The 16,778-nt window shown below is 45.1% G+C and carries 18 protein-coding genes; 3 read left to right on the top strand and 15 right to left on the bottom strand.

What is annotated here, in order from left to right; translation table 11 throughout:
* Positions 1-45 precede the first annotated feature (45 nt).
* From THICY_RS03205 to leuC, 12 genes are all read right to left on the bottom strand, one after another.
* Positions 46-621, bottom strand: coding sequence for an SPOR domain-containing protein (locus THICY_RS03205; RefSeq protein ID WP_013835180.1), 576 nt, complete (start codon positions 619-621; stop codon positions 46-48).
* On the bottom strand, positions 614-1,942 hold the full coding sequence (gene folC, locus THICY_RS03200) for a bifunctional tetrahydrofolate synthase/dihydrofolate synthase (protein ID WP_245534980.1): 1,329 nt from the start codon (positions 1,940-1,942) through the stop codon (positions 614-616). Before folC ends, THICY_RS03205 begins: the two co-directional genes overlap by 8 nt.
* Before the next feature lie 3 nt (positions 1,943-1,945).
* Positions 1,946-2,797 carry an acetyl-CoA carboxylase, carboxyltransferase subunit beta gene (gene accD, locus THICY_RS03195; protein ID WP_013835178.1) on the bottom strand — a complete coding sequence of 284 codons (852 nt, stop codon included), beginning with the start codon at positions 2,795-2,797 and terminating at the stop codon, positions 1,946-1,948.
* Complete coding sequence (trpA, locus tag THICY_RS03190) at positions 2,794-3,621, bottom strand: tryptophan synthase subunit alpha (protein WP_013835177.1); 828 nt, start codon at positions 3,619-3,621, stop codon at positions 2,794-2,796. Before trpA ends, accD begins: the two co-directional genes overlap by 4 nt.
* Before the next feature lie 10 nt (positions 3,622-3,631).
* Positions 3,632-4,855 (bottom strand): tryptophan synthase subunit beta, encoded by a 1,224-nt coding sequence (gene trpB, locus THICY_RS03185; protein ID WP_013835176.1) that lies wholly within the window; start codon positions 4,853-4,855, stop codon positions 3,632-3,634.
* A gap of 9 nt (positions 4,856-4,864) precedes the next feature.
* On the bottom strand, positions 4,865-5,494 hold the full coding sequence (locus tag THICY_RS03180) for a phosphoribosylanthranilate isomerase (protein WP_013835175.1): 630 nt from the start codon (positions 5,492-5,494) through the stop codon (positions 4,865-4,867).
* A complete protein-coding gene (truA, locus tag THICY_RS03175; protein ID WP_013835174.1) occupies positions 5,488-6,270 on the bottom strand; it encodes a tRNA pseudouridine(38-40) synthase TruA in 783 nt (260 codons plus the stop codon). The genes THICY_RS03180 and truA overlap by 7 nt, the downstream gene beginning before the upstream one ends.
* Positions 6,270-7,289 (bottom strand): aspartate-semialdehyde dehydrogenase, encoded by a 1,020-nt coding sequence (locus THICY_RS03170; RefSeq protein ID WP_013835173.1) that lies wholly within the window; start codon positions 7,287-7,289, stop codon positions 6,270-6,272. Before THICY_RS03170 ends, truA begins: the two co-directional genes overlap by 1 nt.
* A 93-nt stretch (positions 7,290-7,382) precedes the next feature.
* A complete protein-coding gene (locus THICY_RS03165; protein ID WP_013835172.1) occupies positions 7,383-8,357 on the bottom strand; it encodes a M23 family metallopeptidase in 975 nt (324 codons plus the stop codon).
* An 11-nt stretch (positions 8,358-8,368) separates the two neighbouring features.
* Complete coding sequence (gene leuB, locus THICY_RS03160; protein ID WP_013835171.1) at positions 8,369-9,442, bottom strand: 3-isopropylmalate dehydrogenase; 1,074 nt, start codon at positions 9,440-9,442, stop codon at positions 8,369-8,371.
* A 22-nt stretch (positions 9,443-9,464) separates the two neighbouring features.
* A complete protein-coding gene (gene leuD / locus THICY_RS03155) occupies positions 9,465-10,124 on the bottom strand; it encodes a 3-isopropylmalate dehydratase small subunit (protein ID WP_013835170.1) in 660 nt (219 codons plus the stop codon).
* Between the two features lie 11 nt (positions 10,125-10,135).
* Positions 10,136-11,551 carry a 3-isopropylmalate dehydratase large subunit gene (gene leuC / locus THICY_RS03150; RefSeq protein WP_013835169.1) on the bottom strand — a complete coding sequence of 472 codons (1,416 nt, stop codon included), beginning with the start codon at positions 11,549-11,551 and terminating at the stop codon, positions 10,136-10,138.
* Positions 11,552-11,690: 139 nt separating this feature from the next.
* On the opposite strand from leuC, the gene queE reads away from it, so the two are divergent.
* The gene (gene queE / locus THICY_RS03145; protein WP_041435321.1) at positions 11,691-12,329 is read left to right on the top strand and encodes a 7-carboxy-7-deazaguanine synthase; all 639 of its coding nucleotides are present in this window, start codon (positions 11,691-11,693) and stop codon (positions 12,327-12,329) included.
* 27 nt (positions 12,330-12,356) lie between these two features.
* A complete protein-coding gene (locus tag THICY_RS03140) occupies positions 12,357-12,950 on the top strand; it encodes a class I SAM-dependent methyltransferase (RefSeq protein ID WP_013835167.1) in 594 nt (197 codons plus the stop codon).
* 31 nt (positions 12,951-12,981) lie between these two features.
* Here the strand turns inward: THICY_RS03140 and parC are convergent, their stop codons facing one another.
* A complete protein-coding gene (gene parC, locus THICY_RS03135; protein ID WP_013835166.1) occupies positions 12,982-15,210 on the bottom strand; it encodes a DNA topoisomerase IV subunit A in 2,229 nt (742 codons plus the stop codon).
* A gap of 4 nt (positions 15,211-15,214) precedes the next feature.
* Complete coding sequence (locus THICY_RS03130; RefSeq protein ID WP_013835165.1) at positions 15,215-15,496, bottom strand: heavy-metal-associated domain-containing protein; 282 nt, start codon at positions 15,494-15,496, stop codon at positions 15,215-15,217.
* 230 nt (positions 15,497-15,726) lie between these two features.
* On the opposite strand from THICY_RS03130, the gene THICY_RS03125 reads away from it, so the two are divergent.
* Complete coding sequence (locus THICY_RS03125) at positions 15,727-16,308, top strand: response regulator (protein ID WP_013835164.1); 582 nt, start codon at positions 15,727-15,729, stop codon at positions 16,306-16,308.
* A 54-nt stretch (positions 16,309-16,362) separates the two neighbouring features.
* On the opposite strand, the gene THICY_RS03120 is transcribed toward THICY_RS03125, so the two are convergent.
* On the bottom strand, positions 16,363-16,755 hold the full coding sequence (locus THICY_RS03120; protein WP_013835163.1) for an ectoine synthase: 393 nt from the start codon (positions 16,753-16,755) through the stop codon (positions 16,363-16,365).
* Positions 16,756-16,778 lie beyond the last annotated feature (23 nt).

Here is a 16,778-nt window from a genome sequence, read left to right as displayed (position 1 = left end):
TTAAAAATTATGCCGTGCATTCTACCTGATTATACTCGTGTCGCATTACTGATTTGTTCGATCTAAGATGATCGATTCCACCCGCAACTCAACATCCAATATCGCTTTAATTCGCTCTGCTTGTTCCCGCGTATCATAAGGACCTACTCTGACCGTATAAAAGCGACCCGAAGAGGTCGTAAAATTGCCAATCGATACGGGATAAGCGGGCTGAAGTCTCTGCTCTAATCTGAGTGCATTATCTGGGTTTTGGTAGCTAATAAGACGAACATAAAAACCGGGCTGTGTTTCTGCGGGCACGGCTGGGTTCTCAAGCTGTGCCGTTGGTGCTGACGAGGTACTTGTAGAACGAGACGGGGTTTGTGTCTTATTAGTTGAATTAGCAGAACTAGCCGGTGATGTTGAAGATGATTCGGAAGACGAAGTGACTCGACTCGTATCTTGAGATACCACTAAACGGTCGAAATCAATATCACCTAAATCATCAACCGCGGATTTTGATCCTGAGAAAATAAACTGTGGGTAATCAACCGGATTGGCGTACCACTGCGGAACCAACCAGATTAATGCGCTCAACCAAATTACCGCACCAGTCAAACGATGCTTAGTTAACTTATCCATGCTGCTCCAGCTCCGTCATAATGGCTCCGACGGTTATAAAAGAACCAAATACCACTACTCGATCAACAGCAACCGCTTGTGCTAGCTCGATGGCTTGTTTCGCAGAATCAGCGATTTGACTGGTCGTAATGTCGCTAAGGTGTTGCTGCATAATTACTGGATCTGTGGCGCGATCCTCAGGACGGAGATCTAGCAAAATCCATTGTGCAACGTGCGGCGCCACCTTGTTTATCATACCCACAATATCCTTGTCCGCCAGTGCCGAAAATATTGCCACAGGTTTTGTAGTATGTTTTGCATTATCTTGTTGCAACCAAACGGCCAATTGTTCAGCGGCCTGCGGATTGTGCGCTACGTCTAATAACCAGTCCTGCTGACCAAGTTGTAATCGTTGAAGACGTCCAGGGTGTTTAACCTGCTCAAGACCAATTTTGATAGCATCACAACTCACCTCAAAATCTGTTTGTGCATCAAGCCACGCCAACACGCCCGCCGCGTTTTGTAATTGAAAATCACCCAATAATGCGGGTAAAGGCAGAAATTCTAATACCTGCCCTGCTGCTTGCGACGGCTCCTTGGAGGATGAATAAAAAAACCAACCAGCATCCGCTCTATGGTAGCTGTAATTCTGACCTAAACAACGAAGCGACACCTCTAATTGTTGCGCATGATCTAGTAATGACTGCGGGGGTTGAGGATCAGAGCAAACGCACAATTGATGTGGGCGCATAACACCGGCTTTTTCAAAGCCAATTGCTTCACGGTTATCACCTAAAAAAGCTTGATGGTCGAGGTCGATCGCCGTAATAATACAGCTAGTGTTATCCACCGCATTGACAGCATCTAAACGCCCCCCTAAACCGACCTCAAGAATGACTAAATCTAAAGGCTGTTGATGGAAAAACCAAATTGCGGCCAGCGTGGTAAATTCAAAAAAGCTCAGTGAAACAGCTCCACGTGCCTTTTCAACAGCAACAAAAGCATCTATCCACTGCGCATCACTCAATGACTTGCCATTGATTTGCGACCGCTCATTAAATCGTACTAAATGGGGTGAGGTATAACAGCCGACCTGATAACCTGCCGCCTGCATGATAGCGCTCACAAGTGCCACATTCGACCCCTTACCATTGGTACCTGCAATGACTAGACGGTGGGTTTGGGGTTTAAGGCTAACAATATCGAGCTTATGAGCAACTTGGCTAACACGCGCAAGCCCCATATCAATGGGCTTGGCATGCAGATGCATTAAATAGTCCAGCCACTGCGTCAAAGAGTATTGCACATTCGGTAAGGGAGTAGCGGCAACAGCAGGCATCATAACCTAACGATCAAGCAACATTCTAGCTTGAGAAGCGATGGTTTTAGCCAATTTATGTCGATGCACAATTTGGTCAATCGCACCATGCTCCAATAAAAACTCACTACGTTGAAAACCTTCCGGCAGGGTCTCACGAACCGTTTGTTCGATGACGCGAGGACCTGCAAAGCCAATTAGCGCTTTAGGCTCACCGATATTGATATCTCCTAACATTGCAAAACTGGCAGAAACACCGCCCATTGTAGGGTCAGTTAGCACTGAAAAGTACGGCAACTTTTCTTCACGTAATTTGCCCAAGGCCGCACTGGTTTTAGCCATTTGCATTAAAGAAAATAACGCTTCTTGCATGCGCGCGCCACCACTCGCTGAAAAACAGACAAGCGGTGCACGCCGTTTAATGGCCTCTTCCACAGCCATCACAAACTTGTGACCAACCACCGAACCCATTGAACCACCCATAAACTGGAACTCGAACGAAGCAGCAACGACATCAAGACCGTCAATTTGACCGACTTGAACAATCAAAGCATCCTTTTCACCCGTGGTTTTTTGGGCTTGCGTGAAGCGATCCTTATATTTTTTCTGATCTTTAAAGCGTAACGCATCGACCGGGCCAATTTGAGCACCAATTTCAGTTACTGGACTGTTGTCGTCAAAAAAATAGGACAAACGTTTACGACCGGATACCCGCATGTGATGGTCACATTTCGGACAAACCTGTTGATTACGGTCAACTTCACTCCTATACAACACACTCTCACACTTTGAACATTTCACCCAGAGCCCCTCAGGTACCGACTTTTTACGCTCAGTTACTTGTTTAATACTGGGCAGAATTTTTTCAAACCAACTCATAGCACATCCCCTCTGTCTGCGGCATCAATCGCCTGGCGGAACTCAACCATTTTTGGCGTTAACACCGCTTTTATCTGGACCAGGCCGGCAGTCTGATTTTGCTCAATAATACTTACCAATGCGGAACCAATAATGACCCCAGCGCCATGCTGAGCCATCTTGTAAGCCGCTTGACCGTCACGAACGCCAAACCCAATACCCACTGGCAAGTTAATAACTTCTTTAAGCGCCTTCACATGAGTCTCCACATCGCCAACATCTGCCTGCCCAACGCCAGTCACACCTTTCAATGACACATAATAAACAAAACCTTTACCCTGCTCTGCAATCGCACCTAGTCTCGAAGCCGGAGTTGTCGGCGACACTAAGAAAATACAAGATAAACCCTGACTTGCCATAGTGTCATGATAACCGACACTTTCTTCGGGTGGCATATCTACCGTCAAAATACCGTCTAATCCAGCCTTTACCGCAGAAGTTGCAAACTCTGCCTCACCCATCGCCTCGACAGGGTTTAGGTAGCCCATTAAAATCACTGGGGTATTATTATCCTGCTCACGAAACTTAGCCACCATCGCTAGCACATCACGCAAGGTCACCCGATGCGCTAATGCACGTTCGACGGCTTTTTGAATAGTAGGACCATCGGCAAGCGGATCAGAAAAAGGCACACCCAATTCCAATAGATCAGCACCCTGTTCAACCAAATAGTGCATTAAATCGACCGTCATATCGGGATGCGGATCACCCGCTGTTAAATAGGGAATAAGCGCGGTTTTTTGCTGTGCTTGCAGAGACGCAAAGCGTGCTTCAATTCGATTCACAAACAATCCTTTAAAATTCAAAACCTTCAACCTTAGCGATAGTGTTCATATCCTTATCACCCCGGCCAGATAAATTAATAATAATACGCTGTGTTTTAGGTAAGGTAGGCGCAAGCTTGATTGCATAGGCTAAAGCGTGACTTGTTTCGAGTGCCGAAATAATACCCTCCATTCGGGTCACATCGCGCCACCCCGCCATGGCTTCGTCGTCAGTTACTGCAAAAAACTCAGCGCGCCCAATATCTTTTAACCAGGCCAGCTCTGGACCCACGCCAGGATAATCCAGACCAGCTGAAATCGAGTGGGTGCCCATAATTTGACCTGCTTCATCTTGCATTAAATAAGTGCGATTACCATGAAGAACGCCAGGGGTACCCTTGCAAAGTGGAGCCGCGTGACGCCCAGTTTCTAAACCGTCACCACCCGCCTCAACACCAATAATCCGCACTGATTCATCGGGTAAAAACGCATGAAACAAGCCCATCGCATTGGAACCACCGCCGACACAGGCCATGACAATATCAGGCAATACGCCCTCTTGATCTAACATTTGCTGACGGGCTTCTTGACCAATAATTGCCTGAAAATCTCGAACCATCATTGGATAGGGATGAGGACCCGCCACGGTCCCAATAATATAGAAGGTATCATCAACATTAGTCACCCAGTCACGCATGGCTTCGTTAAGTGCATCTTTTAAAGTTCTAGTGCCTGACTCTACTGGCACCACCGTCGCACCCAACATTTTCATGCGCGCTACGTTTGGAGCTTGACGAACAACATCGTCAGCACCCATGTAGACAACACACTCCAAGCCAAGGCGTGCAGCAACTGTCGCACTCGCAACACCATGCTGACCGGCGCCTGTTTCCGCAATGATTCGCGTTTTTCCCAAACGTTTCGCAAGTAAAGCTTGACCAATGGTGTTATTAATCTTGTGGGCGCCGGTATGATTAAGGTCTTCTCGTTTAAGGTAGATTTGCGCACCGCCTAGGTGCTCAGACCAACGTTTCGCATGATATAGCGGCGTTGGTCTACCAATATAGTTTTGATAATCATTTAAGAGCTCGGCTCTAAACACCGGATCATCTTTAACAGCGGCATACTGATCGCGCAAGGCTTCCAATGGCGCCATTAATGTTTCCGGTGCAAAAATCCCACCATAGGGACCAAAATGGCCTTGACTGTCAGGATATTGTGAAAAATCAATTTGTTGTTCTGACGACTTACTCACCCACCACTCCTAAACGATTAAATTACTAATAAATTGTTGCATTTTTTCGGCCGATTTTACACCCTTACTGGCTTCAATACCGCCACTCACATCCACGCCAAAAACTCCTGTTTGTGCGATAGCCTTGCCCACATTGTTGGCGTCTAAACCGCCCGCAAGAATAATCGGTTTATCAACCTGTTGTTTGCTTGGAAGCCAATTCCAATTAAAAGTTTCACCCGTTCCGCCAGGAGTACCGGGTTTATAGGTATCGACTAAAAACGCTCGAGCATCACTGTATTCTCGATTTAATGCTGTCCAATTTAAGTCAGGCTTCATCGCCATCGCCTTAATATAAGGCCGATTGAATTGGCGACAAAACTCGCCGGATTCGTCTCCATGAAATTGCAGTAAATCAATAGGCACAGTGGCAAGTACGGTATCGACCTCATCTGGTGTTGGATTTACAAATAAGGCGGTACTGGTCACAAAAGCCGGCAACACAGATGCTATCTCTCGTGCCTGCTTAATAGTAACAGATCGGGGACTGGGTGGATAAAACACCAACCCAATCGCATCTACACCCAGGTCTGCTGCTAGCTGTGCATCGACAATGCGGGTAATGCCACAAAACTTTACCCGTGTTCTCGTTGTTACCATAACACCTCATTAACCGCTAATTGCGGTAAAGAAAAAGACTCCGGATAAAAAGCTTTAACGAAATATAAGCCTTCTGCAGGAGCAGTCGCATAGGCTTGAGTTCGATCTTTCAAAGCCAATAACTCACCTGCCCAGCTTATGGGCTTGTCTCCACGGCCAATTTGCATGAGTGTGCCGGCAATATTTCTGACCATATGATGCACAAATGCATTGGCTTTAATATCAATATGGACAAAATCCTCTCGCCGACTCACACACAATAACTGAATGTTTCGTTGTCCATGCTGAGCCTGACATTGTGCCGCACGGAATGAGCTAAAATCCTGTTCACCCAAAAGTGCCTGGCCTGCAATATTCATTGCCTTTGCATCTAAGGGATGACGCTCCCAGTAGGTTCGACCATAAAGCAAAGCACTTGGTTGCGCACGATTATAAATCACATAACGATACTGACGAGCTTGGGCACTAAACCGTGCATGAAAGCCCTCATCAACTTGATGCGCCCAAGTCACGCGTATATCTCTGGGGAGTTGTGTATTTGCCCCCTGCACCCAAGCTGAATGTGGCCGAATGGACTGGGTATCAAAATGAACCACTTGCCCCAACCCATGCACTCCCGCATCAGTACGACCAGCGCAATGGACGTCTATTGTCTCTTGAGCAATGGTGGACAGCGCCTTTTCTAGTTGGCCTTGCACAGAATCACAATGACCTTGGCGTTGCCAACCACAATAGGCAGTCCCCACATATTCAATACCCAAGGCCCAACGATGCATTACAGATGGTGCGCTATCAATAGTTCTGCAATTTGTACCGTATTGGTAGCGGCACCTTTACGCACGTTATCGGCAACTACCCAAAGATTAATGCCTTTTTCACAAGAGATGTCTTCACGAATACGCCCAACATAAACTGGATTGGTATCTGCCGCATCGGATACTGCGGTTGGATAACCACCATCCTTATGTTCGTCGATTACCACAACACCTTCGGTCTTAATCAATAATTCACGGACTTGTGCTGCCGAAATCTTCGCTTTGGTTTCGATATGAATAGCTTCACTATGCCCATAAAATACTGGAACACGAACAGCTGTTGGGTTTACCAGTACCGTCTCATCCGCTAAGATTTTCTTAGTTTCCCAAACCATTTTCATCTCTTCTTTAGTGTAGCCATTATCCATAAAGACATCTATTTGCGGAATGCAATTAAACGCAATTTGCTTTGGATAAACCTCAGGCTTAATAGGCTTTAAATTCAACAAATTTGCAGTTTGTGTAACAAGTTCTTCAATCGCCTCTTTACCGGTTCCCGACACCGCTTGATAGGTGGCGACATTAATGCGCTCAATACCAACCGCATCATAAATAGGCTTTAACGCAACCATCATCTGAATAGTTGAGCAGTTAGGATTTGCTATAATTCCACGAGTTTTATAACCCGCTACCGCACCTGGATTCACTTCAGGAACAACCAACGGAATATCATCGTCATAACGAAATTGCGAGGTATTGTCGACCACAACACAGCCCGCTGCTGCAGCTTTGGGGGCGTAAACGGCTGAAATACTAGCTCCAGGAGAAAACAAGCCAATTTGAGCCTTGCTAAAATCAAAGGTCTCCAAATCTTCTACCGTATGCCATTGTCCATTAAATTCAATTCGCTTACCCGCTGAGCGCGCACTCGCCAGCAAATAGAGATCTCCAATGGGAAAACTACGCTCTTCAAGCACTTTTAATATCGTTTCACCTACGGCGCCGGTTGCCCCAACAACGGCAACATTATATTTTTTCATTTAAGATCCTTTTCATCATCTATTTCTGGTGGGTTTAGGGGTGTTATGCAATTGCTATTACCTAAAAAACGTCCACCCTTATCAGGTCGTCGTTTAATTTGAGGAGCTCTTCGCAAACTCTACCCCCTTCTGCGATAATAGTCTTTCCATTTTTTGAACCTGTTGATGCACTGCCTGAACTAAAGAAACCCACGGTACCCCCTCAATTTCTTCAAAAATATCTTCATAATTTTCAATACTCCACTGCACAAAGGGTGCTGGATCTAACTTTCTTTGAATAAATGTGACTTCGTAATGCAAATGTGGCCCTGTCGAAACTCCAGTATTACCGATAGCCCCGATCAACTCACCATTACGCACATATTGGCCAGGTCGGACATCTAACCTATCAAGATGCGCATAGTAAGTTCTAAATCCAAAAGCATGGCTTAGAATGATTAAATTCCCATAACCCGTTCCCTTGCTATAACCGGCATATTCTACAATACCATCCGCCGTAGCAATGACGCCGTCACCACGACTGCCGCGATAATCAATACCTGAGTGAAACTCTCGAGTACCTCTGACTGGATGAGTGCGCCAGCCATAACCGCTTGAAACACCTTGAAATTCAATCACCGGCCGGCCAGTTGGCAAAGCTTGCAGCAAAAATTGTTTTTCAAGTGCGCTAAGCTGTAATAACTTAACACGCTCCTCAATGTTTGCATCGTCATGCTCTGCATGAGAGCCGACCAAATCTTCCAAACTTCGTAGGGTCTCATCCAAAAACACGACTTGGCGCTCAGTAACATTAAGTTGTTCAAGCAGATATTTTTTTTCGGCTACAATCCGCTCGCGCTGCGTTTGATACTGCTCTATCTTAGCCAGGAACGCGGACTCTGATTGGTATTGTAAATACTTTAATTGGCTATATTGCTGGTAGGTCCAAATAAAACTGAGCATGACCATCAGCACAACCCCTAAAGATAGCGCCGTAATCAATAATACAAACTTTTTTACAAAAGCCGATATTGAGTAATGCCTAGCACCTCGAACATCGGAAATGGTAATACTGATTCGATTTTTCATTAAATCTCGACTTACAACTCTTCGACGACAGCATCACCCATTTCAGAGGTTGATACGCGGGTCATACCTACAGAAAAAATATCACCTGTACGCAGGCCCTTGTCCAATACAGCACTTACCGCTTGCTCAACTCTAACCGCCAAATCCTCACGACCTAAGCTATAGCGGATCATCATCGCTGCTGATAAGATTGTTGCCAATGGATTGGCCAAGTCTTGACCAGCAATATCCGGAGCAGAACCATGGCTTGGCTCGTACATACCTTTGTTATTTGCATCAAGCGAAGCAGACGGCAACATACCAATTGAGCCCGTTAACATGGACGCCTCGTCAGATAGAATATCGCCAAACATGTTACCGGTGACAATAACATCGAACTGTTTTGGGTTACGCACCAACTGCATCGCGGCATTATCAACATACATGTGCGACAGCTCGACTTCCGGGTACTCTTTTGCCAAATCCGTCATGACTTCACGCCATAGTTCGGTTACTTCTAACACATTGGCTTTATCCACGGAGCAGACTTTCTTGTTACGCTTCATCGCCGCTTGGAATGCCACGTGACCAATCCGCTTAATTTCCGATTCAGAATACACATAAGTATTAAAGCCTTGGCGCTCGCCGTTTTCCAAGACACGAATTCCACGAGGTTGACCAAAATAAATACCGCCGGTTAATTCACGAACAATCAAAATATCCAAGCCACTAACAACCTCTGGCTTTAGTGTTGAAGCATCAGCCAACTGTGGGTAAAGCATAGCAGGACGCAGGTTCGCAAATAACTTTAAATTCGAACGTATTCCTAGCAAGCCTTTTTCTGGTCGCACCGCAATATCTAATGACTCCCACTGATAGCCGCCTACAGCACCCAACAGGATAGCATCGGCACCTAAAGCCGCCTCTAGAGTGGCCTCTGGCAAGGGATGACCGTGTACATCATAAGCCGCTCCACCCACCAAACCTTCGGTCATATTAATATCAAGATTGTATTTGTCATTCAGTACGTCTAGTACTTTCACAGCTTGCGCCACAATCTCTGGACCAATGCCATCACCTGGCAACAATAAGACCTGCTTTGTCATAAAAAACCTCTAAAAAAATAAATTAAGATAAATTGGGGGTCACAAATAACCAAGGGGCTTGTTGCTGGCGCTTGGCTTCATATTGGGCGATATCATCGCGATGTACCAGAGTTAATCCAATGTCATCGAGACCATTCAACAAGCAATGTTTACGGAAACTATCTACCTCGAACGCTAATTTTTGACCGCTTGGCGTCGTAATCGTTTGACTTGCAAGATCCACGTCAAGCTTATAGCATTCTTGTTCGGCTACTTCGGTAAATAACTGATCGACTTGTTGATCACTGAGGGTAATCGGCAAGATGCCATTTTTAAAGCTATTGTTAAAAAAGATATCTGCAAAACTTGGCGCAATAATAACATCAAAGCCATAATCCTTTAGCGCCCAAGGTGCGTGTTCACGACTGGAACCACAACCGAAGTTTTCACGCGCCAATAGAATTTTGGCACCTTTGTATCGAGGTTGGTTCAATACAAAATCGGGATTAATCGGACGTGCCGAACTATCCTGCTCGGGCTGACCAACGTCTAAATAGCGCCACTCATCGAATAAATTAGGGCCAAAGCCACTGCGTTTAATCGACTTTAAGAATTGTTTTGGAATAATTGCATCGGTATCAACGTTGGCGCGATCTAAGGGCGCTACGATAGCAGTTATGTGGGTAAACTGGGTTAAACTCATCTCTTTTTCTCCTAAACCAACTCTCTGACATCGACGAAGCGACCAGCAACCGCAGCCGCAGCCGCCATGATTGGACTGACGAGGTGAGTACGACCACCGGCACCCTGACGACCCTCGAAGTTACGATTAGAGGTTGAGGCACAATGCTTTTTAGCGGGCAGACGATCGGCATTCATAGCCAAACACATCGAACAACCAGGGTTGCGCCATTCAAAACCGGCATCCATAAAAATCTTATCCAAGCCCTCTGCTTCTGCTTGCTGCTTAACCAGGCCTGACCCTGGAACAACCAAGGCTTGTTCGATATTAGCAGCAACTTTTTTGCCATTGACGATAGCCGCTGCCGCACGTAAATCCTCTATACGAGAATTTGTACACGAGCCGATGAAAACGTAATCAAGCTGAATATCTTTTATCGGAATATTTGCAGAAAGTCCCATATACTCAAGAGCCCGACGCATACTATTCGATTTAACCGGGTCGGCTTCTATAGCAGGGTCGGGTACGTTATCGTTAACACCAACCACCATTTCAGGTGACGTACCCCAAGAAACCTGGGGCTGAATAGCAGAACCGTCTAAAACAACAACCTTATCAAAGTGCGCGCCCTCATCAGAATGCAACGTTTGCCAGTGCTTTACAGCCGCATCCCAATGCGCACCGGTGGGTGAAAATGGGCGACCTTTAACATACTCGATCGTTTTCTCATCAACGGCAACCAGGCCTGCTCGCGCACCCGCTTCAATGGACATATTACAAATACTCATACGCCCTTCGATCGACATATCACGTAATACTTGGCCACCAAACTCGATGGTATACCCCGTTCCGCCAGCCGTACCAATTTCACCAATAATCGCCAAAACCACATCTTTGGCCCCTACGCCGGGTTGCAACTGACCATCAACACGAATCAACATATTTTTGTTTTTCTTTTGAATCAAACACTGCGTTGCTAAAACATGTTCAACTTCTGAGGTTCCAATGCCGTGAGCTAAGGCGCCCAGTGCACCATGAGTCGAGGTATGGGAATCGCCACACACAATGGTCATACCTGGAAGCGTAGCGCCGTTTTCGGGTCCAACCACGTGCACAATCCCTTGGCGGATGTGACCCATACCAAACTCAGTGATACCAAACTCTTGCGTATTGCGATGTAAAGTTTGCACTTGAATACGCGAAATAGGGTCAACAATCCCTGCCGCACCACCTTCAACTGGTGTAGTGGGCACGTTATGATCAGCAGTAGCGAGGTTGGCACTAATGCGCCAAGGCGTACGACCCGCCAGTCGTAAACCTTCAAAGGCTTGAGGCGATGTCACCTCGTGTAACAACTGACGATCGATATAGATTAATGCTGTACCGTCTTCTTCTTGGCGGACAACATGCTCGTCCCATAACTTATCGTAAAGTGTTTTTGCAGACATGACCTTTCCTACTAATCTTGACTTTCGCGATCTAACGCCGCATCAAATATGGCTAAAAATTAACTATTTATTATAACATTTTGTGATTTCAGCAAAAGATTAAAATATAATCCAGGCCTTAATGACTTGGGCTAATACCATGAGCTACCAAATTAAAGAAGCATTTTACACACTCCAAGGGGAAGGCTTTCATGCCGGTCGTCCGGCCATTTTTTGCCGCTTTACTCAATGCAATTTATGGACTGGACGAGAAACAGATCGCGCACAGGCCATTTGCCAGTTTTGTGATACCGATTTTATTGGTACTGATGGACAAAACGGCGGACGCTTTGATACCGCCACCCACCTGGTTGAGCATTTGTTAGGTCTGTGGCCAAAAACCGCCAAAACACATCCATTTGTGGTGTTAACCGGTGGTGAACCGTTACTTCAAGCTGATCAAAGCCTGGTAGATACTTTTCACCAATTTAATTTTGAAATTGCTCTAGAGACCAACGGCACTAAACAAGCACCTGAGCAGATTGACTGGATTTGTGTCAGTCCCAAAGCCAATGCACCCTGGCTACTGACTGAAGGTGATGAACTAAAATTAGTCTTCCCGCAAAAAAATCTAATGCCGGATCAAATAAACCAAGCGCATCAATTTAAGCATTACTATTTGCAACCTATGGATGGACCTAAAGTCGCCGAGCATACCGAGATGGCGGTGCAATACTGCTTACAACACCCTCAATGGCGACTTAGCTTACAAACACACAAGATACTTGGCATCGACTAGCCATATTTGTAAAAGAAAGGAACACCTATGGACTGGAATGAGAAATATCTAGGCAAAGACTATTTTTACGGCACTGAACCAAATGATTTTTTACATGCCATAGCCAACACTTGGGCAACACCAAAAAAAATTCTGTGCATTGCAGAGGGAGAAGGTCGAAATGCGGTTTTTCTTGCCCGACTTGGCCACCAAGTAAGCGCAATCGATAGCTCCAGTGTGGCGCGTGAAAAAGCCTTAGCACTTGCCGAAGCAAACAATCTTCAAATCGACTACCAACTGGCCGACCTTAATGAGTTTGATTTTGGTACTGAACAATGGGATGCCATCGTTAGCATCTTTTGCCATTTACCAGCCGCTTTGCGTCAAAAAGTACACCAAGACGTGGAAGCAGGCCTGGTAACTGGTGGACTGTTTTTATTAGAAGCCTACAGCCCAAGACAACTGAAATATACTAGTGGCGGTCCAAAAGACCTGGGGTTACTTTACGAACTCGACAGCCTAAAAAAAGATTTCAAAACGATGCTATGGCAACAAAATCAAGAGATCATAAGAACCATTCAGGAAGGGACTGGCCATTCTGGCCCAAGCAGTGTCGTGCAGTTATTAGGACAAAAACAGTAAATTCGTCACCAGTCACTTTACAAACAAAGTATCACAAAACGGCTTTTATAAAGGATACTTCTTTCAATGTGCGGGGCAAGCTGAGACCCCGTGCCGCCCTTTTAGCAAAGGCCTCCTCTACTTGTGCAGGACCAAACGTTTTTGTATAGTCGTTTGCAATCAAGGCAAGCTTTGCTCTTTGGTCAAAAACCATTGCCGCCACCAAGCTATGCTCTTTAGGCAATTGAATCAGCTTATTACCCTTGCCTTTATTAAGGCGAGGTAGTTCACCTTCACTAAACACCAACAACCTAGGTTCATTAGATACAACCGCAACTCGACCACCCGCACACACCTTACTAACGGCAACTAGCTCAACACCCTCATCAAGATTAAACACGACTTTACCTGATTTGGTTTTTGACAAGAGCTGGTCAAATGGCACCACAAAACCATAGCCATTAGCGGCTGCCAAAAACACTTCTTCACTCGAGTCCGCAACAACCATAGCTACTATCTTAGCCCCAGACGTTAAACTAAAACGACCACTTAATGGCTCACCATGACTCCTTGCCGAGGGCAACGAATGACAAGCGGCGGCATAAGCCCGCCCAGTTGAATCAAAGAACACAGCGGTTTGACGTGAATTGGCCTGACATTGCATCAAGAAACGATCACCTGACTTATAGGCCAATCCCTCACCCTCAACATCACTGCCTTTTGCCGCTCGAATCCAGCCATTTGCAGACAATACTAAGGTTAGTGCTTCTGAAGGTAATAGGTCTTGCTCACTCAGAGCTGTTGCTATAGACGCCTCTGCAAGCGGGGAACGGCGAGCATCGCCGTGTAATTGCGCATCCGCTTGCAATTCTTTTTTAAGCAAGTTTTTAAGCCGCCGTTCACTTCCCAGAATACCCTCTAACTGATCACGCTCCGCCGCAAGCTCGACCTGTTCTCCAGTAATCTTCATCTCTTCCAGCTTAGCTAAGTGACGCAGTTTGAGTTCTAGAATTGCTTCCGCTTGTATGTCGCTTAGTCTAAACTGTTGAATCAACTCTGCCTTTGGGTGATCATATTCACGAATAATGGCAATAACTTCATCGATATTCAAAAAAGCGATTAGAAGGCCATCTAATATATGCAAGCGAGCGAGGATTTTATCTAAACGGTACTGCAAACGTCGCCGGAGAGTCTCTGTTCGGTAAGTCAACCACTCCGACAAGATACCTTTTAAGGTTTTAACTTGGGGTCGCCCATTTAAACCTATAACATTCAAATTCACCCGGTAAGATTTTTCTAAATCTGTAGTTGCGCAAAGATGCAAAAACAGCGCGTCCACATCAACACGTTTCGAACGCAGCTCTACAACTAAGCGCGTTGGCGACTCATGGTCAGATTCATCTCGCAAATCAACAATCATCGGCAGTTTTTTGGCCCGCATCTGATTGGCGATTTGCTCCAAGACTTTGGCGCCTGAAACCTGAAACGGTAAAGCATCAATAACAAGATTTACATCATCTTCAATGAGAAAGTTAGCACGCTGGCGCAATGAGCCTTGCCCTTGCAAATAGATATTAGCTATATCTTCAGTAGGTGTAATAATGTGTGCTGCATTGGGGTAATCCGGCCCCGGAATAAAGTCCAAAAGTTCGCGGTCTGACAAGCTGGGCTTATCAAGAAGCGCGATACAACCGGCCACCAATTCATTCAAGTTGTGTGGCGGAATATCTGTCGCCATACCCACAGCAATACCCGATGTGCCATTTAATAAAATGTGTGGAACCCGCGCGGGTAAAACCAGAGGCTCATCTAATGAGCCATCAAAATTTGGTACCCAGTCAACTGTGCCTTGACCCAATTCACGCAACAGCAAATCAGAAAAAGCTGATAGCTTTGACTCGGTGTAACGCATAGCTGCAAACGACTTAGGATCATCAATCGAACCCCAGTTGCCTTGACCATCAACTAAAGGATATCGAAAAGAAAAGTCCTGAGCCATCAATACCATAGCTTCGTAGCAGGCACTGTCACCATGAGGATGAAATTTACCCAAAACATCACCTACAGTTCTTGCTGATTTCTTATACTTTGCCGTCGACTTTAAACCCAGTTCAGACATGGCATAAATAATGCGCCGCTGAACTGGTTTTAGACCATCACAAATGCTAGGTAAAGCTCTGTCTAAAATGACATACATGGCGTAATCGAGATAAGCTTTTTCGGTAAAGTAGGCAACACTTTGCTGTTCAATGCCTTCATAGTTAATAGTTTGTTGCGTCACCCAGTTACTCCTTTGTCATCTTACCAATAGCGCAACTGACAAAAGATTTTGCCTTTGCACCCGCAGCTGCAATTCCATCGACACTACCCACCTCTGGATACCCTAACTTGATTAGCTGGGTTAACACTTGTTCATTGATGCCTAGCCCAGTGGCTTGATAGCGAACAAGGCCGAGCTCCAGGTCCACCCTGACATCACTAACCCCTTCAATACCCTGCAGTTTTTTAGTAACCTGATTTACACATCCACTACATTTAAGATTCATTATGTTGTGCACATACTCCATAAACACCTCTTCAGCGCTCTTAATACAATCTAATTATTAGTTACATAGTGAAAGATAACACTTTTAAAGCCAAAAATCTCAGCAAAACCAATGAAATCTAAACAAAAAGGAAACTATTCACTTTGGATTACGCAAGGGCAATTTTTGAGAATTTTTAATATTTTTTTGATAAAATAATACTTAATTGATTTTAAGTTTAATTTTTCCAAAATACAGAACTGAGGACATTTATGGCTACTAAAAATTCAAAGTACGTTACAACAACTGAAGCCTGCGAATTAATAGGTGTTTCCAAAACAGTTATTAAACGCCTCGCTGATGAAGGGGTCTTACAGATATGGAAAACACCTGGTGGTCATCGTCGTTTATTACGCTCATCAGTTGATGAGTATATTATGAAAAATGGTCGTGAGCGGGCAAATGAAGATGATGGCGTGCTTAAAGTGCTGGTAGTTGATGATGACCAAATCTCAATTGACTTAATTAAGTCAATGGCTAATGCACTGGGCTTCCCTATGAAGGTTTTGACCGCCAACGATGGCTATGAGGGATTGATTAATGCTGGCCGCTATAAACCTGAAATTATTTTTTCGGACCTAAATATGCCCCAAATGGATGGCTATAGTATGGTCCAAGCGATGCGAAACTTCGAAACGACCAAAGATTCAACAATTATCGTACTAACCGCTTACAAACCTGAAGAGATAAACCGCGAAAAGCTACCTGCAAATATTACTGTGATGCATAAGCCTGTCCAGCCAGACATCCTAAAACAATTCTTAACTTACGAGTATAATTTAAAGAAAAGTTAATCTTAATTGACAAAAAAGCCCCTAACTCGGGGCTTTTACTTCTCATGACGGATTTTATTCTGTAATTAACGGATAAACACCCTTATCATCATGAACTTCCCTGCCAGTAATCGGTGGATTAAACACACAAACCATACGCATATCTTCAGTAGCACGCAAATAGTGGCGCTCGTGACCATCCAAGGCATATAAAATACCATCTTCAATCTGAGTCGTAACCCCCGTTTCTAGGTCTTCAATTTCACCACGCCCAGCGACGCAGTACACAGCTTCTAAATGATTCGCATAATGAATGTAAGTTTCAGTGCCAGCAAATATGGTCGTATCATGCATTGAAAAACCCATACCATCCTTTGCTAATAATAAACGGCGACTTACCCAGTGACCATTCTCGGCGTTTACATCTCGTTCCGTACCAATAACATCTTGCAATCGTTTAATTTTCAAAACTATCTCCTAACTTTGTTCAA

Origin of the sequence: Thiomicrospira cyclica ALM1, from assembly GCF_000214825.1 — a bacterium.
GTDB lineage: Bacteria > Pseudomonadota > Gammaproteobacteria > Thiomicrospirales > Thiomicrospiraceae > Thiomicrospira > Thiomicrospira cyclica.
The sequence above is the reverse complement of the archived record's forward strand: the minus strand, read 5'-3'. Positions and strand labels throughout refer to the sequence as shown.